The following is a 21976-nucleotide window of genomic DNA, read 5'->3' as shown; positions in this document are numbered from 1 at the left end:
CATCATGTGACGATGGATACCCACGCTGATGCCACGATCGTTATTGATAAAGTAACTGGTGACAACCACATAGACTCGCAAGAAGCGCGTCACCATACGACGCATATTACCGGTCAGATTGATAGTGATGATGTCAATGCCAACGATCATATGAACGCCACTATCAATGGCAAACATTATGATGTGACATTGCACGAAGAGAATGGGCACTTGACCTACGATATTCCGGTTAATACCGCCGAACTTCATGCCGGTAAGAATCACGTGGATGTTGCAGTTATTGCTCACGATAATCATGGCAATACCAACGTTATTCATCAACAGGCTAGTATTACGGTGGATGATCCATCCCATCGTGGCAAGCATGACGCGAACGTCGCGGACAGCTCGCAGCATGCCGCTCCGGAAGATGATGAAGATGGGTTAAGCAATCTGTTTGGTGACAGCCATGAGCCGCTCTCCTTCAACCTTGCCCATGATTCGAAAGGCCATCACGGTGACGAAGAGGCTAAGGTCTTTACCGGTAAAGAAAACCAGGCTCATGAGAAAGTCGATCTCAGCGATCTGGCGCATGAGCTACATGAAGGCACGGATATTACGCAGATGATTAAGGGCGGTGATGCACACCATAGCAAGGGAGGCGCTGCCGATGCGCCATCTGCAAGTCCAGCAGATGGCGGCGATGCGCGCCATGTGAGCTATGACTCAGCCGGGGCCGCAACCCATTCGCTGGATCATCTGATCGCCAAGCCTGAACATTACCATTCATAATTGATCCCTCCCGCCCTTAACCGGGCGGGATATCACCTGCAATTAAAAGGTAGCGAAAATGTATTACGTACAACGTAATGAACAAGGCCAGCTTACGCGGGTTGAAAACGAGCCATTTAGCGGCATGACCGGTGAGGTTTTTTCACAGACCGCGGAGATTGCCGCGTGGAATAATGCCCGCAGCATGGTTGATGAGACGTCGCTGCATCGTGAGTTGTTGCAACGAAGCGATCTGGAAATGGTTCGCGTGCTGGACGACCTGATATTCCTGCTGATTCAAAAAGGGGTGATAAGCATTACCGATCTGCCGCCAATGGCGCAGGTCAAGCTGATGAATCGTGCGCAGGCACGTCAGGGATTGGGCGGTCTGGAGGATTTACTGAATAGTGACGATCAGGGCATTTTCTAAATATTCGTTATCCTTTCGGACTGCAATGATAAAGGGTGGCTAAGCGCTTCGTCTTATCCACCCTTTAGGCATCAGAACGGCGCGGGCTCGCCCAGCAGCTGCCCCATGGCGCCATAAATTCCCACCTCTTGCAGAACCCGTAGCTCGCCTGCAGTTTCCACGCGTTCGGCAATCAATGGCAAATCAATATTGTTGGTCGCGCTGTGCAACACATAAATAAACAAGCGCTTATCGTTTTCGATATCAATATGGCGAATATAGGTGGAGTCGATTTTCAGGTACGCCAGCCCCCACTGTGATAAATGGCCAATCATATCGAAGCGGCTGCCGAAGTGTTGCAGGCCCAGGCCGCAGCCGTACTGATTGAGCGACTTGATAAACAGCTCCATCTGCTCAGGCTCTGGTAGCTGATTTTCATCCAGCTCCAGAATTAATCGGCCGGCAAGCTGTGGGTTAAGCTTGAGCGGGGTAAGCAATTGCCTGATGGTTGCCTCATTTGCCAGTGAGTTGCCGGACAGGCTGAGCGCCAGCGATCCAGGATAGCTTTTCAACTGTTTCAGCGTCAGGCTTAACATCACCTGATCAAGACGCTGGCTCCAGCCGAAACGGTGGATCCACGGCAGGAAACGCCCCGCGGTAATGCTGTTCCCTTCTTCATCAATGATGCGTGACAGCACCTTATAGTGAATGATCTCCTGGGTGTTCTGGCACCTGACGACCGGCTGGAAGAAGAGCTGGAACTGCTCTTTACTCAGCGCATTCTCGAGACGGGTAAACCACAGGTGCTGATCTTCGGTAGCGGTGAGGGTGTCCACTACCGGCAGAACATTAGTTTGATGTGTGGTATGAGTCTCGGCTTCCATCAGCGCGCGGTCAGCCTGTACGAACAGCGACTGCGGGGAGTCACCGTGGCTAAACGGCACCATTCCGGTATACGCCACCGGATTCATATCAGACATTCCGGTGGCATAGAAAGAGGCCAGCTGCTGATGAAGTGAATGTTGCAGGTTCAGCATTTCATTATGCGTGATGCCCGGACAGAGCAGGGCAAACTCCCCTCCGCGAATACGGGCAACAATGCTGTCGGCGTTGGCGTGCTGGTTTTTCACCACGTTCATCATATCGGCAATATGCCTGAGCAGGTTATCGGTATGCGGGCCGCCAAAACGTTGGTTTAAGCCACCGAGATCCTGAATCCGTAGCAACAGCAGATAGCCGGAAGAAGACTCTTCGTCGCTTAAACGCGTTTGCATCTGCAGGTCGAAAGCGCGGCGGTTGGCAACCCCGGTCTGGCTGTCGAGATAGGCTTCGTTGTGCAGACGTTCGCTGTGCTCAGCCTGATCTTCAAACAAGGTTTTAAGCTTGGTGACCATCAGGTTCATCGCTTCAACCACGCGGCGCAGCTCAGGGGTTTTCGGTAAGTCAATTTGGGTCAGGTATTCACGGCGAGTAATCGCCTGTGATTGTTTAACCATATAGTCGAGCGGGCGTAACTGACGGCGTAATAGTGCGGCGCCGGCCAGAATACACACCGCGCTACAGGCCAGCATCCACAGCAGGTTCGCCAGCGTGCTTTGCCACAAACGCTTTATCGCAAATACCGGATTACTCACCACTTCAACGCGGGCCGCCTGTTGCCAGCCGCGCATAATGGTGGCTTCTGCGGGCTGTGCTGAGACATCAACCAGCGCGACAAACCAGGCTGGCACCTCAGGAACAGATAAAGAGGCGGTACGCTCAAGGATAGTTTTACCGCTAGCCTGATCGATAACCCGGATAGCATCGTAGTAGCCGCTATCAAAAATCGAACTGACCATCAGTTCAATCATCGCGGGATCGTCAACGTGCGGGGTGAGTGATAAACCCAGCGCGGTGGCCGCATCCTGCGCGTGCGAAAGCAACTGATTATTGTACTGCTCCCGAGAGCTTTCGAGATTCACAATAAAGCTGCCGCTGAAAATAATCAGCATAAAAACAAAGATAGCTATAAGAAGCTGTTTGAAAAGTGACACAGGCTTATCCTATTCATCAGTCGGGAAACCTTCTTCCCGCATTTTTTTCAACACATCCTGCCAGCGAGAAAGGCGCTTGCTATCCCCGACTCGTTTATTATTCTGACTTCCCGGTAACCACAGGCCGCTATCATTAAAGGAATACACAGGTAATAAATCGGTACGCTTGGTTGCAGGTAAAATATTATCCATCAAACTATCAAGGACTATTGGTATTGCATCGGGCGTCTGATACCAGGTTAACACCATATGCGCCCTGTCCAGACGCAAAGCTTTAACATAGGTAATACGCAGCTTTTCTCCTGAAACACCTAAATGGCGCAACGTGAAATACTTAGCGATAGCATAATCCTCGCAGTCCGCTTCCCCTTTGCGCAGCGACTCTATTGGAGTCGCCCAGTAATCCACCGCATGCCAGATATCCGTATCTTCACGGTAGCGCAGCTTCTGGTTAAAAAAGCGATTCACGGCGCTTAATTGTTCGGACTCACTCTGATTGCGCAACTGTAGCAGCAGCTGTTGCCATGCATCAATGCGCTGCCCGGCATCCGCCGTGGCGGGGCCATAGAGGGCGTCGGTGCGTTGCGTAATAGTGGTGAAATCCCAGGCTGCACGTAACGAGCTTGCTGCCAATAAAAACAACAGTGCGCCAGAAAACAGCAGCTGCCGGGATAATCTGATGCGCAAGAATTGCCTGACCGAGTTCAATAACACGTCCACATAGAGATACTTAATATTTAATTATTCTGGGGACTTTTCATCATCACTTTCTGCACCAGCCATTTATTAGCTATCTGCGCGTGCCGTGGTGACCTGAGGATTTGCTCCAGCGTTTTATCAACAAATGCCACAAACAGCGGATCATCCTTTCTCATCATAAGGCCATATTTCATTTTTTCACCAACAACTTCATGAGAAACGGTGAAATCTTCCGGATGCTCGCTTTGGTTGATGAACTGATAGGCCAGGATATCATCCAGCAGCAGAGCGGCGGTACGCTTTTTCGCCATCATCTCGAAAGCCTCTTCCGTGGTGTCAGAAGTCACAAACGAAATACTAAGCTTTTTTTCACGATTAATTCTGTTCAGCTCCAGCAAATCTTTAGAGCCGCGTGGCGTACTGATCGTGCGCCCTTGTAAGTCATTAAGAAAATGAATGTTGTTGTAGCGCAGGGAAATTATCCGCATATTGGCAACATAGTAATCGCTGGAAAAAGCGACGCTCTTCTTTCTTTCCGGTGCAATGGTATTAACGCTACAGTCCAGATCTATTTTGCTGGAGTTTAATGCGGAAACACGATCGGTAAAGGTAACGGGAATATAGTGAATAGCGAGCTTCTTCATGCCGAGCGAAAGACGAAGGTCATCGGCAATGATATTACACAATGAGATGGTATAACCGGTGACCGTGCCATCAGCCTCACGAAATGAGAATGGTTTTAGCTGACGATAACCAATGTTTAGCGTGCTGCTGGCTTTAATATGGTCAAGCGTATGAGAGGTTGGTTTGGCAGCAAGAGGTTGGGATACGATGGGTAAAGGTAACAATATCAATACGCTGAGCAGATGTTTAATCTTTTGATTAAATGACTTTTTCATTTCAGTTGGCGTTGTTTGATGTTGATGAAATTAAGGATTTTAGCGCCGTCGACATAGGGATATTGAGATTTATCGCTTTTGGCGCAATCGGCGACATAAACCAGCGTTGATAAAGCTTCGTAAAGTCTTTACTGGTAAGAATGGATTTCATTGCCTGGTCGACAAAATTTTTAAATTGCTGGTCATTTAATGGCAGCAGTAGCCCCGCAGGCGTCGGTGGGCTAAATACTTCGTCCGATATTTCGAGCATCTCAGAATGTGGCGACAGCATCATCATCCCTTTAAGCAACACGTAACTGGAAATCAAAGCGGGTAGCTCCCCTGATTCCACACTCTGAAAGGCCTGGTTGTTGCTGTTATCGAGCTCGATATTGAGGTTGAGCTCGTTCATTTTATTGAGCTGGTGCAGCTGGTCGACATAAATGGTGCCGCTTTTGACCAACACGCTATGTCCGGCTAAATCTTCGATAGTATCGGTATGGTTATTTTTACGTGTGATAAAGCGGGTGCTGGAATAGAAAAAAGGGAGGGTGAATTCTGCCTGCTGGTGGCGTAATTCTGAATAAAATGCCGGGATACACATCATATCCGTTACATGATTTTTGATTAAAACAAACTGCGAGGCGGTGCTGCTTTTGATCCAGCGTATTTTGAGATCTTTTATGTTCAGCTTAACTTTCAGGGCATCAACTATTTTATTACAAATATCGATGGAATAACCCACAGGACGCTGGGACTCAATATAGGAGAAGGGGAACGCATCATCCTGATAGCCGAGGTTTATAGTTTTAGTTTCGGCTATCCTCTCAAGAACTGGCTGGTTATAGCTGTTGTGCGCCTGACTCCGTGAGCTTATCAGCAGCAATAATGCAATGGTGCCATGCAGGGCACCATGAAACCACGACTTATCCGACATGGCACACTTCCCCATCGATCATCTTATTTCCAAAGGTCGGCTGCAGGTCTTTTTCTGGCAGCGGCCGGCTGTAATAGTAGCCCTGTACGTTCTGGCAGGAAATATGGCGTAAAATAGTGCGCTGTTGTTCGGTTTCGACCCCTTCAGCGGTGACGCTCATACCATATTTCTGGGCAAACTGAATCAGCATCACAACCAGATACTGGCTGGCGTTCTCTTGTTCCAGTTTCATAATCAGCGTGCGGGCAATTTTAATGCGCGTGAACGGATAAATAAGCAAATAATCCAGCGCCGCATATCCCGTTCCGAGGTCATCCATCGCAATGGAAATGCCCATTGCACGAAGGCTATTGAACACCGGTAAGGCGATGGACTGATCTAATTTTTCAGATTCGGTAACTTCTATTTCCAGACGATTGGCTGCAAGGCCACTTTGTTTCAGCGCATCAACAATGATATCGATCAGCCCCGGGCTATGCAGCTGATAAGCTGAAACATTAACCGCAACTTTTATTGATTCCGGCCACTTAGCGGCAGCCATACAGGACTGACGAATAATCCATTCACCCAGGCGGATAATCAGACCTGACTCTTCGGCAATATTAATAAAGTAGTCCGGATAAATCAGCCCCTTCGTTGGGTGATTCCAGCGAATCAACGACTCGTAGCCACAAACCGTCTCGTTTTCCAGATCGATAATCGGCTGGTAGTGCAGCACAAACTCATTGTTATCAATACTGTTAATAATTTCCTGATTCACAAACACGCTGTTGGTGTGCTTCATCATCATGCCATCTTCAAAGAAGTGATAGCAGCTACGTCCGCTGTGTTTTGAAGCATACAATGCCAGGTCGGCGTTAATCATTAAGGTGGTTGCGCTATTACCCTGTGAAGGAGCGGTGACAATACCGACGCTACAGCTGATGGCAAAAGAGTTGCTGCCGTAGGTAAAGGGAATGCTTAACGCCCGCACAACTTTCTGCGACAGCGCGCTCGCTTCCTGGTAGTTGTCTGCCTTGACGCTTTGCAGAATCGCGAATTCATCCCCGCCTAAACGCGCGGCAAAATCCGTTGGCCCTAACAGCAAAGCGAGACGCTGCGCCACGCCGATAAGGACTTCATCTCCGGCTGAGTGGCCGAAAGTATCGTTGACCGGTTTGAAGTTATCAAGATCGATCAGCAGCAGGTTGAAAAACTGCCCGTTCTGATTCGCTTCGCGGATGCATTTATCCAGAGCCTGGCTAAAGGAGGCGCGATTCGGGAAGCCCGTCAGTGAGTCATGGTGGGCCATGTACTCCATTTTTTGCGACATATCCTGCATGCGTTGCAGGTAATCGCGCTCCACCATGGCGACTCTTAGTTTTTCTATGGCGGCAGCAAGTTTACCGATTTCGTCATCCTGGTCCAGGAAAGGGGTAATGCGATCGGTTTGTTCGTGCGCAATACGCGTCAAAGAGCTAATCAGCACGGGCACCGGGCGGAACAGGCGACGCATAAAGATAGTCACCAGCGCAAGCGTTACCAGTAAAATCAGGGCCAGAATGATAAGGGTTTTCTTCAGCATCGCATCATAAGCCGCGTACAGCTGGCTTTTATAACCGATGCTACTGATCAGACTGCCAAGGATTTCCCCTGATGAGGAGAGAATAGGGACGGCGCTAATAAAGCACTCTCTGCCATTGATAGTGGCAAAACCGATGTAATAGTTCACCAAAACGGCGGTGGCTTTTTGCCCTTTAAAGATAATTTTGGCTTCCGGTACTTCAGAGCTATTGCTGATGCCCTGGAAACCTTTTTCCGGCGTATAAAGGAAAAGCCAGGTGGGATTACGGGTCTGTACCGATGCCAGCGCCAGCACATCCACCGGGTTATAGCCGGTTTGAATAATGGAGTCCGGGTCACCGAGTTTATGCTCTGAGACAATGCGGGTAATCTGCCCCGTGGCGCTCGTTCCTACCGCGACATTGGTATAAACGTTGCGCACGATATAAGTCATAATCTGAGCGTTCGCCTGTGCCTGATGTACCCATTGCTGGTAGGAGAAGCTGTCAATCAGGCTCCAACCGGTACAAGCGCCTGCACCAAACGCAACAAGAATACCCGCCAGCAAAAACTGGGTTATTTTCCCCGCGATAGAATGATGCCAACCTTTTACGCGTTTAAGCGAAAAAAAACTTTTAGCCACAGATGGTTAGTTTCCTGATAAGTGCGAATAATTCATGAATTAAAAATTTTTTGATCGGCGTGTTGTTATATCTGGTCTGACTGTTGCTGTTATGTGAGTTTTTATGAAGAGTGTCGGGCTTTGTCTCAACAAACATAAACCATTATGTAACATCGTTGCTGAGAAGATAAATAAAGGCAAAAATGATGCGCCGGGACTATAGATAACACGGCTGGTCAAGTCAATGATAAAAATGCATCTTCAGCACTAATTAATGTATTGATTGACGTGTGGTAAAACTCCACTTAAATAAAGACCGAGCAAGCCGTCTGGCAATGTCTTTTAAACCACATAAAAATCTATTTTTCATAATTGGAATGGTCTTTAATTTATTGTTTTTTATGATTTTTATCTTGATTTTGTGGTTTTTCTCATATGTTATGATATTGTTCGGTGTCCATTTATACCTATAAGTGGTAGTTCTTTTTTTCACAAAACATGAATACAATTACCAATGTTTTCAGCGTTCCTATGATTTCTTTCATTCGTAACCCGTCAACTTTATAAAAATAATGAATCGTGTTTGTTAATTTCTTGTTTGTGTTATTGCTTGAGATTAAAACAGGTACGTTAATTTTTATATCCAGGTAAATGTTAAATAATTGCGATGCTTGTTTTATTTCATTATATCTTCTACAAGATTTACTCCCATTAAACCATACATTCGCCAATCACATGAATAACACACGAAAGCATAAACACGGGTTAAATTCTTGAACTCTATAGCGAGCGATAGCACAACGTTTACCAATAAACAGTGGGTTTTTCCGCTGCTGTTACCCTGCCTGCTTTACGCTCTGGCGACGTTGCTCAGCAGCCATCTTATGGTTAATGGCCAGCCGTTGGTGATCTATGACCTGGAACTGGCCGCTATTACAGCCGTGCTGGTTTTGTTTGGCTACCGGGCCGTTTCTGGCCTGTTTCTCCTTGCGGCTCTGACGCTTTTGTTGCGCCCTGAAGGGGACTTTTATGATCTGCTTTGCTACATGGCCGCGGCATGTATTAGCTATTTTTTGTACACCAAAAGTACCGGCTGGCGGAGCGCTGCAAGCTTTGGGCGGATAAAACTAACCCTCCAAAGAATTATCTGGCTATGCATTTGTAATGCTGTGCTCAATACGCTGATGAATGAAGCGGTGTATCTGCTTACCACCAGTAACGCCGGTTTCATCGTGGCCTTTAAACAATTGTTCACCGCAGAAACCCTGGTCAGGATCCAGGGGATGATGAATGGCTGCGTCACTGGTATTCCTCTGTTTTATACCTTATTAAGAATTATTTGCCGCCCGAAGTATTGGCTGACTTGCCTGAGGGCGATGAAAGTCCAGTTTTCACAGAATGTCAGCCTGTTACAATTTACCTTATGGGCAGCGACGCTGATTGCTTTGATGAGCTGTCTGAACATCCCTTTCCAGGGCGGGGTGATATTCACATTCTATAGCCTGATACTGATCTTCCCGCTCATGCTGTGGAGTTCGGTTCGCATTGGCTATGTATTCACCACTCCGGTCTGGACTGTGATGATGATCATGCTGGCGAAGAACAACGCTAACTTCATCGCGCAAAATGATGACTTCATGCTGCATCAGGTGGTGGTTTCAACCGCTATTTTTATCTTTACCCTGACGATTGTCATTATGGGGGTTCTGGCCCGCTTTAATGCGTTACGTTTCGAGCAGCTGCTCCATATGGGGCTGACCGATCCCATGACCAATATGCCCAACCTGCGGGCATTACAGGCCGATATCAAAACCTCTCCGGATTCGATCGTCTGCCTGATCCAGGTTCCTGAAATGGAGCTGTTCTCCCGGCGTTATGGCCTGCACTTTCGTGCCAGATACCAGAAAAAACTGGCAGCGTATCTGCGTGAAAAACTCAACGCCGATGAAAAGGTCTACTACCACGCAGGCTTCGGTCTGTTGCTAAGGCTTGAGCAGCCAAACTGGGGCAGACTGAGTATCCTCTACAAATCGGCCAATACCTTTCGCTATTTACACAATAATCAGCAGCTTGGCTTTCGTAGCGGCCTCGGCTATTGCCGGGCAACGCCGTTCTGTAACGACGTTTACCGTCTGATCGGCAAGCTCGGTATCGTCTCCGGGCTGTCGCTGGTGAATGGTAAACCTGAGAATCTGGAAGCGCAGTCCAGCCGGGCGATTGAAAGCCACATTGTTGGGCGTACCGACATCCGCACGGTGTTGCAGAAAACGCTGGATAACGATGCCTTCGTCTTAATGGCGCAGCCGATTGTCAGTACCCGTGGCGAGGAGCGCTATCACGAGATACTGCTGCGTATGCTTGATGAAGAAGGGCGCTTTATTTCACCTGACCGCTTCCTGCCGGTGGCGACCGAAGCGGGACTGGCGCCGGATATTGATCTTTGGGTTATCAAGAACACCTTGAAAAATATGCAGCTGCATCCCGAGCGCTGTTTTTCTATTAACCTGGCGCCGGTCACCGTTTGTCGTACCAGCTTTGTGCATGACGTTCAGCTGCTGCTGACGCAGTTTGGCGTCGATCCGCAACGCATCATCTTTGAAATCACTGAGGCGGATGCGCTGTCCGATACCGAGCAGTCGCAACGTACGGTGATCTCGCTCAAAAGCCTTGGATGCCGGGTGGCAATTGATGATTTTGGCACCGGATTTTCCAGCCATGCCCGGCTAAGAGACGTCAGCGCAGATATCCTGAAAATAGACGGCTCCTTTATCCGTGAAATTACTGAAAACGAACTCAGCCACTACATCGTTGAGTCGTTTTGCCATGTGGCGAAAATGAAGAATATGCAGGTGGTGGCTGAGTATGTTGAAAATGAAAAAATTCAGCGCTGCCTGGAAAGCATGAACGTGGAGTGGCTGCAGGGTTATCACATTGGTAAGCCTGTGCCGTTACTTACTTTAGTTTGAATTTGCTGTGAAACGGTAATTCAGTATTAAGTTCACCTTAGTTAGATAACTGGAATCCTATGCATAATTTCTTAAAAATGCAGCGACCGACAGAAGGCGTTGAGTCATTAAAAAGTACGGAAAATTTTCTGACGGGCTGGCTGCATAATTTGCATATCGGCGTCGCCATGAAACTGGGCCTGATGCTGATTTCATGTATTGGCGTACTGCTGGTAAGTGCTTCTTTCCTGCTCTCCTCCTACTTAGCGACGCAGCTGCAAAGCAATGCGTTGGAAGTTCTGCGTTCTAATACCCGCATTTTCCATAACAATATCACCACCGAGTACAAGCGGGTGATGAGGGACGCTGAACGTTACAGCAACGTTTATATCAATAATTATCAGAATAAGTCCTCACAACCGCTGCATTCGCTGGATGCCAGCGCGCTGAAAGCGTTATTAACGGATACGAGCATCAATGCTCATTTCACCGAAATAACCAACGTAGTCGCTTCTACCTTTGTGCGTGAAGGCGATCAGTTTGTGCGTGTTTCCACTTCCGTGCCGGGCAAAGAAGGAAGTATTGCCACCTCGACCGTGCTAAGCCATGACAACCCCGCGCTGGATTTGCTGGTTAAAAATAAGCCTTTTTCCGGCGTGGTGGTGTTATACGGCAGGCAATTCATTGGCCACTACGAGCCCATCGCCGATAAAAATGGCCAGGTTGTGGGGGCGGTAGCGATTGGTTTTGATGTCAAACTTGCGCTGCAGCCGGTCATCAAAGAGCTATTAGCGGTGCATATTGGTGATGGTGGCTACGCTTACGTGCTGGATGCCGGATTTAATCCGGGCATGATGGTGGCTCACCCAACGCTGGTTAATCAGCTTGTTGGCAATGTGATTGATGCCCATGGCTACAAGCGTTTCTCCGATATTCTGGCGCGTAAAAATGGCACGGTGTATTACGAAACCGTCAGTGGATATGGCGCTGCCGCACGTAAACGCGTTGCGGTATTTGAATATATTGATGGGATAGACTGGATAATCGCTACCACCAGCTATGTTGATGATGTTGAGCGCAGCAGCACCCTGGTACGCAATAGCCTGCTGCTTTTCAGCCTGCTGCTGATGCCGGTTATCTTACTGCTGATTGCCGCAACCAGCCGTATCCTGATTTCACGCCGTCTGAAAAACGTCCTGAAAATTTCTCAGTCGATTGCCCAGGGCGATCTCACGGTTGATATTCACGTCGATCACCATGATGAAATCGGCGAGTTACTGAGCGCCAATGAGAAAATGCGTGCCGCCCTGCACGCTCTGGTCGGCGGCGTGGTAGCCCACGCCCAGCACGTTCATAAAGCAGCGTTAAACATTACTGAAGCGGTAGACGGACAGGCTTCTACCAGCGTGGAAACCTCTTCATCGGTTGCGGAAATTACCTCAACGATGGAAGAGCTGTCGGCCTCTTCCACGCAGATTGCCGAACATTCACGCGCGGTAGTCGATATTGCCAATGTGACGCTTGATGACTGTAACAAAGGCTCTGACTCAATGGGCGAGCTGCTCACGCGCATGGCCGATATTGACAGCGACAACCAGCAAAGCATGCGTGAAATCATGATGCTGGGTAACAAGTCGAAAGAGATTAGTCGCGTGATGGTAATCATTAATAACGTTGCGGATCAGACTAAACTCATCGCCTTCAATGCGGCGCTGGAGGCCTCAAGCGCCGGAGAGTCCGGCAAACGTTTCTCGGTGGTGGCAGCAGAAATTCGCCGCCTGGCCGACTCCGTGACTGAATCTACCTTTGAGATTGAGAACAAAATCAGCGAGATCCAGAACTCGATAAATCGCCTGGTGCTGAATGCCGAAAAAGGCAGCAACAGCATTAAAGCAGGGACGCAAGCCTGTAAAGTCAGCGCCGATCGCTTACACGATATTGTGGCAACCGCTGAACAAACTTCTACCGCGGCCATGCAGATCTCCTTGTCGACGCAGCAGCAAAAAACAGCAAGTAATCAGGTTGTTATGGCGCTGCGCGAAATTGTGGTCGCCAGCAATTACACCTCGCAATCCATTAAAGACATTTTGTCCATCAGCCAGGATATGACTCAGCTGTCTGAAGAGTTAAACCAGGCCACGCAGTCGTTCAAATTGTCGGATAAAGCTGATGACCAGGCCTAAAATCCGGGTGCTGATCGTCGATCATTGCAGCATCTCGCGCAACGATCTGATCAGGCAGCTTGAGATTAATAACCATATTGAGGTTGTAGGCCAGGCGGTGCATCGTGAACAGGCGGCAAGCCTGGTGCAAAAGATGGTGCCACAGCTGCTGGTACTGACGCTGGAGTCACCGGGGTCGGAAAACGTCGAAACCGTTGCAACGATTATGGCGACCTGCGCGATCCCTATTATGGTGATGCGCTACTACCCAGATGCACAGTGGGACGCGGAGTTCATTACCTGCGGTGCTCTGGCGGTCGTCAACAACCAGGGGGAGTCAGCACTGGCGACTAAAGCCCTGCATCGGCAGGTCGAAATGCTGGCCGGGGTGAAAGTGATTCGCCATATCCAGGGGTTGCGCCACCATTCGGAGGCGGCGTCAAAAAATCTTCCCCCGCCTTCTGAGCTTGCTTCCGCGTATCCCTGTGAGTGGCCCTATGTATTGGCGATTGCCTGTTCAACCGGTGGGCCACAGGCGCTCAGTAAGTTATTGCAGGCCCTGCCGGTAAACTTTCCCTGCCCGATACTTATCGCGCAGCATATTGCCGACGGTTTTGCCAAAAGTATGGTGCAGTGGCTGGATAGCGTCACGGGGCTTCAGGTGCAGCTCGCTCAGCAGAATGATGTGCTGTGCGCCGGGCACGTTTATATCCTGCCTCCTGAACACCATCTGGTGGTCAAACAGTACCATCGCTTAGCCGCGATCCCCCGTCAGGTGAGCGATGTCTACCACCCAAGCTGCAATATGCTGCTGGAGTCGGTGGCTGAAGTTTATGGCGCAAGAGCGGTAGGGCTGATCATGACCGGTATGGGCAGCGACGGGTGCCGGGGCATTGAGGCGATCTATCATCATGGCGGTAAAACGCTGGCCCAGGATGAGCAGACCTCCGTCGTATTCGGCATGAATAAACTCGCCATTGATAAAAAGGTTATCCATAAAATTCTGCCGCTGGAAAAGCTGGCTGGTGCTTTAGTCACGATGGCTGATTTTGGGCATCCTGAGGGCCAACTGCCATGATCCCAAATATTGCGGCATTTAAAACTCTGATCAAGGATCGTGTGGGCCTGCATTTTTTTAAGGGTATGGAAGGCTTGCTTAATGCCGCGCTGCACCAGCGTATCTCCGAACGGGGAAAAGAGAGCTTTGCGGAATACTATGAAAAACTTAGCGTCTCGACGACCGAGTTTGACAAGCTTCTTAGCCTGCTGACGATCAACGAAACCTACTTTTTTCGCGAGCCGGACGTGCTGGATATCGTCTGTGACAAGCTGGTGCCGCGCATGCTTGAACAACGCAGCGGGCCGGTGCGTATTTTAAGCGCGGGCTGTTCATCGGGCGAAGAAGCCTATTCGCTGGCGATAAAGCTCCATCAGAAATTCCAGCATAAATTTGCCGACAACGTTGAGATTCACGGCTGTGACATCGATAGTAAGATCCTGGAAAAAGCCAGGAGCGCAAATTATTCCAGCTACTCCTTCCGCGGCGTCGATCCTCTGTTGCAGCAAACCTATTTCACGCGCAATGGCAACCAGTATCAGCTACACGATGTGATTCGCACTAAGGTGGCGTTCCAGCGTGCCAATATTGTCAAAGAGCAGCTGCTGCCCAAATTCGATATTATTTTGCTGCGTAACGTCTCCATTTACTTCGATGTTGAAACGCGCCGCACGCTGCATTTTAATCTGCTGACCATGCTGCAACCCGAAGGCGCACTGTTCTTTGGTAACGCCGAAACCCTGGCTAATAACTTTGGCATCCTGCGGCTTAAACAGGAGTTCGGCAATTTTTACTTCTGCCAGCCGAAAACATCGCGCGCTCAGATTCCGGCCACAGAAGTCAAACCACGCCTAATCACCCCGGTGATCCCAGTTGAAGCCCCGTTTATTGCCGCTAAGGTTCCTTCCGCGCAGCAGTGCGATAGCTGGATTAAAAAGGCGCTCGCCTGTGTGGCGGACAAACGCTTCGCCGAGGCGGAAACGCTGATCGAGATGGTGTTAAATACCGATATTCATCATCAGCAAGCGCTGGTTATCAAAGGCGCTATTGCGCTGGAAAAATGCGAGTTCGAGCAAACGGCCGTCAGCGCCAAACAGGTGCTGGCGCTGGATGAATGGTCTGCCGAGGCGAAAATGCTGCTCGGGCTGGCGATGATGTGGCAGCAGCATACCCAGCAGGCGATCGCCTGGTTTAAGCAGGTTGTTTATCAGCAGCCGGGCTACTGGCCAGCTCATTACTATCTGGCTGAAATGTATCGACAAAGTGAGTTATACCGCCCGGCACAGCGGACTTATCGTATCACGCTGCAATTACTCAACGCTGAAATGAGTCGGGCCGATAACGCCTGCACGCTGCGGCTGCCGCTCTCATTTCTCAGCCATTCGTTTCGTTTTCTTTGTGAACATCAGCTGGCGCAGCTTCCTACTCAGGATGGACAATAGATAATCCTATGGCTATCGATCTTAAAAAATTCGTGCTGCGCTTTATCGATGAAGCAAATGGTCATTTGCAGACCGTGAAAGAAGGGGCATTTTTGCTCATCGCGGGGCAAAACAGCGAGGCGCAAATCGGCGAGATGTTCCGCGCGGCGCATACCCTGAAAGGGGGGGCTCGCATGCTGAAATTACCGAGCATCGCTGATGTCACCCACCAGCTGGAAGAAATTTTAAGCGAGCTGCGTGACAGGAAGCTTGAGCCTGACCAGAACCTTGGCGCCCTGATCCTTCAGGCTTGCGATTATATCGCTAACCTGCTCGATCGGCTGGCCGCGAGCGATGGTAATAATCAGCTGCCTCCGGCAGATGGGGCGCTGTGTGAACAGCTGGCGCGCGCCAGTCGCGGAGAAATGGCCAGCGATAGGGTAGTGGCCCCCACGCCAGCGGTAGAAAAAACTCTTACCCTCCCAACGCTGGATGCGCTGGACGGTGGGTTAAAACAAGCGGGTTCAGTACGGGTAAAACTCGAAAAGCTGGACGATCTGATTAATATTCTCGGGGAAGTGGTGGCCAGCCACGATCGCCTTGAACAGCAGGTGCATAGCCTGGTTAAGCTGGGGCCGCATCTGGCGCAAATGGATGCGGAACAGCTGCGCCAGCAGGTGCTGCAGTTCAGCCACAGGCTAAAAGAAGATTTTCAGGTTCAGCATCTGCAGATGTATGAACTGTATGACGTTGCCACCACCATTCGTATGCTCCCGATGTCAATGCTGTTTGAACCCGTTTCGACGCAGGTGCGTGAGCTTGCGGCATCCCTGAACAAGCAGGTAGATTGCCGCATTCTGGGGGGGGAAGTGGAGATCGACAGGCAGTTAATCGACAGGCTTTCTGAGCCGTTAACCCACCTGTTGCGCAATGCTATCGACCACGGCATCGGCGAAGCGGCGGAACGCCTGGCGCTAGGAAAATCGGCGCGTGGTGCTATCACCCTGACGACGCAGCAGGACGGGCGCGGTATCTTGTTGCGTGTGGAAGATGATGGGCGTGGCTTAAATTATTCGGCGATCCGCGCCAAAGCGGTGGCACGCGGCTTAGTTGATGCTGAGGTGGTTGAGCAGCTTTCAGAGCAGGAGTGCAACGAGCTGATTTTCCATCCTGGTTTTTCAACCAGCAAGATTGTTACCGAGCTCTCCGGTCGCGGCGTGGGGCTGGATATCGTTCGCAAGACCATTGTCACCGATCTGCAGGGCACATTGCAGGTGCACAGCCGGCCAGGCATGGGGACCAGCTTTATTATTCGTTTACCCATCTCTCTGGCGATGATGCGCATTTTGCAGTTTGAACTGCAGGGCCATCTGTTTGGCCTTGCGGCGCAATACGTTGTTGAAGTGGTTAACTATTCTCGCAATGAGATTCGCGACATTGCGGGCCGCCCGGCCATTATTCTGCACAACGAATTTATTCCGGTTATTTCAGCGGCTGAATTGCTGCGCATTCAGGAGCGGCCGGGGAGCCAGCCGCTCTCGGCTCCGGCGGGCAACTCTTTGTTACTTATCATCATTCAGAACCAGTTTGGCAAGATGGCGATGCTGGCGGATAGCCTGCTGGATGAGCGCAACATGATGATTAAACCCCTGCCCAAACATATGCAGCAGCACTCGTTAGTCTCCGGCATGGTACTGAGCCAGGATAACCAGCTGGTGAGCGTTTTGCAGGTTCCGGTTCTGATGGAAATGGCTCAAAAACAGAAGCAGACGCGGACTGCGGCGCCTGAGCCGGAAACACGACGCAACGCCTGGCATGTGCTGGTCGTTGATGACTCATTGAATACGCGTGAAATTGAAAAAAATGTGCTGGAAGCACACGGCTATCAGGTCACGCTCGCCGAAGACGGGCTGTCGGGGCTACAAAAAGCGCGTCTGACGCAGTTTGATGCGGTACTGACGGATGTAGAGATGCCGGTGATGGATGGATTCTCGCTCACCAAAGCGCTGCGTGCCGAAGAAAATTATCAACATACTCCAATTATTATCGTGACTTCACGGGCTAAAGAAGAAGATCGCCGCCGGGGAATTCAGGTGGGCGCGGATGCTTATATAGCCAAGGGTGATTTCGAACAGGATAGCCTGATAGAAACATTAAAAATGCTTTTATGCTGAAGGGCTTAATAAGTGAGAAAAAATATGCGTGTTTTATTAGTAGATGACGATTTGTTTGCCGCCGAGCTGGCTTCGGTATTTCTGGAAATGAGCGGTTATGAAGTGATTCTTGCCGAAAGTGCCATAAGCGCATTAGCCAGCCTTGGTTCTGACAGCGATATCGACTTAGTCATCAGCGATTTTCATATGCCCGAAATTACCGGGCTGGATCTGTTAGCGATGTTACGCGCCAACGGCTGGAACAAACCATTTATTTTACTCAGCGCCAGCGAGATGACTGATATCACTATCATCCCGGATTGTTGGGTGAAAAAAGATGAAAATATGGCAGAAAGAGTGGTGGCGGTAGTGAATGAAATACTGCAGCCGGGCGCAGCGGTTGAGCAATTATAACATCATGATGAAACAAGAACTTATGCAAAATACGATGAACACTGCGCAGGATAAAATCGCGCGCCTGCGCCAGCGTTTTTTGCAACGGATCCCCGTTATGCTGGCTCAGGCCGACGGGCTGCTGGAAAAATTACTCACCGGGCCGGATAACGTGGCAAGCAAGCAGCTTCATCTTTTGCTGCATAGCATTCACGGCACCAGCGCCTCATTTGGCTTTACCAAAATTGCCAGCCAGGCTGCGGAAGGCGAACGCCTGTTCGCCGACCCCTCGGTGGCCAACATCTGTTACCAGCAGCTTGGCGAAATACTAAAGCGGCTATACGCGTTGACTGAAGAGCAGGCGGAAAGCGGGCGTCGCGGTGGCGACTCATTAGTGAAGTTCCCGATAGCCGCTTCCAGCCAGGAAGAGATAGCCATTAACCGCACCATTAAGCCTGTTTATCTGTGCGATGATGAGCGCGAGCAGGCGGAGCTGCTGGCAACCCAGCTGCGCTGTTTTGGCTTTATTTGTTATGTATTTACCAACACGGCTGATTTTACGAAAGCCGTGTTGTCACAGCCGCCGTCGGTAGTGATTATGGATGTCAGCTTCCCGGATAACGCCTACGGCGGCCCGCTGGCGATGTCCGATCTGAAAAAGAAAGTCGGCACGCCATTCCCGGTGCTTTATCTTTCCTGCCACAGCCATTTCCACGCCCGCATCAATGCGATTAAAGCCGGGTGCGACGGTTACTATGTCAAACCGGCCTCAACGACGGATTTAGTTCAGGAGCTGCACCGCTTAACCCAGCCGTCGCTGAAAAAACCGTACCAGGTTCTGCTGATTGACGACGAGCCAGAAGTTGCGCAATACAATGCAGAAATGCTGCGCATGGCGGGCATGGAAGTACATGTTCTAAAACAGATCCCACACTTGCTGAACGTTCTTAATACCCATCCGATCGATATTGTGCTGATGGACTACCACATGCCGGAATACAGCGGTGAAGAGCTGACGAAACTGATCCGCCAGATCCCACAGCATATCGGTTTGCCTATCGCCTATCTCTCAAGTGAGACCAATAAGAAAACGCAGTTTGGGGCGATGAGTACCGGCGCGGAAGATTTCATTATTAAACAGGCCGATCCGCAAGAGTTGATTAATGCGGTTTCGATTCGTGCGGAAAGAATGCGTACGCTGCGTGCGCGGATGTCACAGGATAGCCTGACGGGCCTGTATAACCACTCGACGACAACGCACTACCTGGAAAGCGCAATCACGGAATCTAATTACAGCGGCATTCCCTTTAGTCTGGTGATGGTCGATTTGGACCGATTTAAAAATATCAACGATACCTACGGCCATGTCGCGGGCGATCAGGTCATTTTGGGGATCTCGCAGCTTTTTTCCCACCGTCTGCGCAGCACTGATATTGTCGGGCGCTATGGCGGTGAAGAGTTCGCCATCATTATGCCGAACACCACTAAAGATCAGGCGGCGGCGGTAGTTGAGAGATTGCGTCAGGGGTTTGAAAAAATTTCCTTCTCCGTTAACCAGACCCATTTCAGCAATACTTTCAGTGCGGGGATCGCCTCCTGGCGTGCGGGCGACAAAATAGAAACTATACGTGAACGTGCGGACCAGGCGCTCTATGCAGCAAAGCAGCAGGGGCGTAACCGTTATTGCCTGGCCGCAGATAAGGATGTCGCATGAGTTCTCAACTGGAACACATACTCAGCCACTATCAAGACGAAAGCCGTGAAATTGCCAACGTCGACGAACCGGTTCGCAGCCTTGTGCTGTTTAAGCTTGCGGATAAAAACTATGCCTTTTACGGCTCGCAGATAAAAGAAATCCTGGCGGAACGCCCTGTTTCCTGGGTGCCCGGCTGTCCGCCATCTCTTGAAGGAGCGATCAATCACCGCGGGCGCGTCGAGTCGGTTATTACCATTAATCGGATAATTGAAGCCCCGGAACAGCCTGTGCCAGGCAAACGCACCCTCCTTATTGGCCGTGGTAAAAAAATGCAAAGCGGCATTTTGATCGATAAATTAATTGATGTGCTGGACGTGGCCGAAAGCCAGATTCATCCCGCCGCGGATAATTTATCTGCCGCCCTGCAAAAAGTAGTGGCCGGCATTGTCCCCGTTGGTCGTGAATATTTTGCCCTGCTGGATCTGGACCTGGTCTTTGAGCGCTACCTGGAAAGCAGTGGCTACGATGACACACGCGCTTAGCCTTGCGGCGGTACGCCTCACCCTTGGGCCCCAGCGTTTTTATATTCCGGCCACTCAGATCCAACGTTGTTCGCTGGTGGAATATGAAGCCGAAGGGATTGCGCGATTCAGTCAATGGCTAGGGTTGCCCGATGAGCCTGAACAGGGGTTACACCTGCATTTATTTATTCCGGCAAGCAATGTTGCTCAGGGCTGGTATTTATGGGGGGAGCTGGAAAACGTGCTATTGCCACCGAGCGATATTTATCCCCTGCCTGAATTATTAAAGCAGTGCTGTAAGTTACCCGCGTTGCGCGCCTTGGTCGGTGATGGAGGCTGTAGCCCATTGTTAAGCTGGGAATAGTCGAAGCGTTGTCTTGAGCGTGCGGGCTGGCCGCTTGATGAGCTGGATCTGATTGAAGCAAACGAGGCTTTTGCCGCACAGGCCCTTTCGGCGGGCAAAATGCTGGAATGGGACAAACGTAAGGTCAATGTTAACGGCGCGCTGGCGACGTTGTGTATCGGAGGTGGGCAGGGGGCTTTAGCGAGATTGATACTCAGCATTAGCTCTGCTTATCAACAGGCAAGGCACTTTCTGAACGAAGGTGCTTTTAGCGGCATCCCATTTTTATTGGTTTTATTGCCTTTTCTGCTTCATTTCTCTGTAGCTATTAAGGTTCATCCTACATTGTTTCCTGCGATCCTGCCGGTAAATATAGCCTGTTTATGGCATCGCTTACTATGCAGTGCCCTATCGACAGGGGGGGCGTTACTTAATTTTATTTAAAGTATGAATGAAATTAAGTAAATCTATTTAAATGTAATTGAAGTAATGTTTCAGTTGTGATTTTTGGCGTTTTTGCGTGATGTTTATCGCTAAATATCGTGATTGCTTGTTTGTTTTGTTGATGCCCATCACGAACGCTGGCATACGTATATTTTGACATAAATATTTACGATCTCGATCACTAAAATAATGTTCATTTAAAAATAAAATTCAGTTTCATAAAAATGAAATGATATTTCAATGAAAGGATTGAGATTATGTTGAAGAAAACTCTGGGCTTGGCGGTGTTGATTGGCGCATCTTTCGCAGCGCAAGCTGTTACTGTCGACTTGCGCCATGAATACATTGACAACGAAAAGAACGCAGACCGGGTATCTGTATCTCATCGTTTTGCAAATGGATTTGGTTTTGGTGTCGAAGCAAAATGGAGATCGGGTGGCGATAATACGGATAAGCCATTCACTGACTTTGTTGGCAACGGTCATGAAGAAAATATTAGCTGGCAGTGGAAAGCAAATAAAAACTTCTCGCTACAGCCTGGTTTCGCTATTGAAAGTAAAGATGATCGTTCCATATACAAACCAAGCTTACGTGCGCAATATAGCTTCGACAGCGGTTTTTATGTCGCTACACGTTATCGCCATGACTATACGCGTTATCCATCCAATGCGAATAAAGAGGATGATAAAGTAAACCGTGGCGATTTATGGGCTGGTTATGTCTTGGATGAGTGGCGCTTCGAGCTAAACTACCTGTACAAACGCAGTGAGCATAATATTCGTGCAAACAATAAAAAATGGGATGATGAATATAACATGAAGGTTGCTTACAAGTTAGACAAAAACTGGGCGCCTTATGCTGAAGTTGGTAATATTGCCGATAGCAAAACGACTGACGAACGCCAGACGCGTTATCGTGTCGGTGTCGCCTATTCCTTCTGATAGTTTAATTGGTTAATACCCTCTCAGGCC

General features: G+C 49.7%; 17 protein-coding genes and 1 pseudogene. 13 read left to right on the top strand and 5 right to left on the bottom strand.

The annotated features are described in order from the left end of the window. Together EHN07_RS11260 and EHN07_RS11255 are read left to right on the top strand one after the other, a co-directional pair. Positions 1–771 (top strand): Ig-like domain-containing protein (locus EHN07_RS11260; protein ID WP_124024232.1); only part of this gene is annotated, 771 nt, incomplete at its 5' end. Positions 772–829: 58 nt separating this feature from the next. Next, entirely contained in the window at positions 830–1180 is a 351-nt protein-coding gene (locus EHN07_RS11255; protein ID WP_124024231.1) for a tryptophan synthase subunit beta, read from the top strand. Positions 1181–1251: 71 nt separating this feature from the next. On the opposite strand, the gene lapD is transcribed toward EHN07_RS11255, so the two are convergent. From lapD to EHN07_RS11230, 5 genes are read right to left on the bottom strand one after another with little or no spacing between them, the layout of a single operon-like run. Then, the gene (gene lapD, locus EHN07_RS11250; RefSeq protein WP_124024230.1) at positions 1252–3192 is read right to left on the bottom strand and encodes a cyclic di-GMP receptor LapD; all 1941 of its coding nucleotides are present in this window, start codon (positions 3190–3192) and stop codon (positions 1252–1254) included. A gap of 9 nt (positions 3193–3201) precedes the next feature. Continuing rightward, complete coding sequence (gene lapG / locus EHN07_RS11245) at positions 3202–3879, bottom strand: cysteine protease LapG (protein WP_244202391.1); 678 nt, start codon at positions 3877–3879, stop codon at positions 3202–3204. Positions 3880–3929: 50 nt separating this feature from the next. Then, positions 3930–4790, bottom strand: a complete 861-nt coding sequence (locus EHN07_RS11240) for an amino acid ABC transporter substrate-binding protein (protein WP_124024229.1) — start codon at positions 4788–4790, stop codon at positions 3930–3932. Between the two features lies 1 nt (position 4791). Further along, positions 4792–5706: an amino acid ABC transporter substrate-binding protein gene (locus EHN07_RS11235; RefSeq protein WP_124024228.1), complete on the bottom strand. Its 915-nt coding sequence runs from the start codon at positions 5704–5706 to the stop codon at positions 4792–4794. Further along, a complete protein-coding gene (locus tag EHN07_RS11230) occupies positions 5696–7891 on the bottom strand; it encodes a putative bifunctional diguanylate cyclase/phosphodiesterase (RefSeq protein ID WP_124024227.1) in 2196 nt (731 codons plus the stop codon). Before EHN07_RS11230 ends, EHN07_RS11235 begins: the two co-directional genes overlap by 11 nt. A gap of 752 nt (positions 7892–8643) precedes the next feature. Between EHN07_RS11230 and EHN07_RS11225 the strand changes: the two genes are divergently transcribed. The 11 genes and pseudogenes from EHN07_RS11225 to EHN07_RS11180 all read left to right on the top strand — a co-directional run bounded on the left by EHN07_RS11225 (position 8644) and on the right by EHN07_RS11180 (position 21946). Then, positions 8644–10836: an EAL domain-containing protein gene (locus tag EHN07_RS11225; protein ID WP_124024226.1), complete on the top strand. Its 2193-nt coding sequence runs from the start codon at positions 8644–8646 to the stop codon at positions 10834–10836. 59 nt (positions 10837–10895) lie between these two features. Beyond that, on the top strand, positions 10896–12998 hold the full coding sequence (locus tag EHN07_RS11220; RefSeq protein WP_244202390.1) for a methyl-accepting chemotaxis protein: 2103 nt from the start codon (positions 10896–10898) through the stop codon (positions 12996–12998). Further along, complete coding sequence (locus tag EHN07_RS11215) at positions 12985–14055, top strand: chemotaxis protein CheB (RefSeq protein WP_124024225.1); 1071 nt, start codon at positions 12985–12987, stop codon at positions 14053–14055. The genes EHN07_RS11220 and EHN07_RS11215 overlap by 14 nt, the downstream gene beginning before the upstream one ends. After that, a complete protein-coding gene (locus EHN07_RS11210; protein WP_124024224.1) occupies positions 14052–15476 on the top strand; it encodes a CheR family methyltransferase in 1425 nt (474 codons plus the stop codon). The genes EHN07_RS11215 and EHN07_RS11210 overlap by 4 nt, the downstream gene beginning before the upstream one ends. 8 nt (positions 15477–15484) lie before the next feature. Beyond that, positions 15485–17629: a hybrid sensor histidine kinase/response regulator gene (locus EHN07_RS11205; protein ID WP_124024223.1), complete on the top strand. Its 2145-nt coding sequence runs from the start codon at positions 15485–15487 to the stop codon at positions 17627–17629. 24 nt (positions 17630–17653) lie between these two features. After that, positions 17654–18022, top strand: coding sequence for a response regulator (locus EHN07_RS11200; protein ID WP_124024222.1), 369 nt, complete (start codon positions 17654–17656; stop codon positions 18020–18022). Positions 18023–18026: 4 nt separating this feature from the next. Further along, positions 18027–19715, top strand: coding sequence for a diguanylate cyclase (locus EHN07_RS11195; protein WP_244202389.1), 1689 nt, complete (start codon positions 18027–18029; stop codon positions 19713–19715). Continuing rightward, a complete protein-coding gene (locus EHN07_RS11190; RefSeq protein WP_124024221.1) occupies positions 19712–20239 on the top strand; it encodes a chemotaxis protein CheW in 528 nt (175 codons plus the stop codon). The genes EHN07_RS11195 and EHN07_RS11190 overlap by 4 nt, the downstream gene beginning before the upstream one ends. Then, a complete protein-coding gene (locus EHN07_RS20865) occupies positions 20223–20582 on the top strand; it encodes a hypothetical protein (protein WP_425267180.1) in 360 nt (119 codons plus the stop codon). Before EHN07_RS11190 ends, EHN07_RS20865 begins: the two co-directional genes overlap by 17 nt. Then, positions 20583–20756, top strand: a pseudogene (locus tag EHN07_RS20660) (acetyl-CoA C-acyltransferase); the annotation flags it as partial. 506 nt (positions 20757–21262) lie between these two features. Then, a complete protein-coding gene (locus tag EHN07_RS11180; protein WP_124024220.1) occupies positions 21263–21946 on the top strand; it encodes a porin in 684 nt (227 codons plus the stop codon). Positions 21947–21976 lie beyond the last annotated feature (30 nt).

Source organism: Buttiauxella warmboldiae (assembly GCF_003818135.1).
In the GTDB taxonomy this organism is placed as follows: domain Bacteria; phylum Pseudomonadota; class Gammaproteobacteria; order Enterobacterales; family Enterobacteriaceae; genus Buttiauxella; species Buttiauxella warmboldiae.
This window is presented reverse-complemented; position numbering and strand designations above follow the sequence as displayed.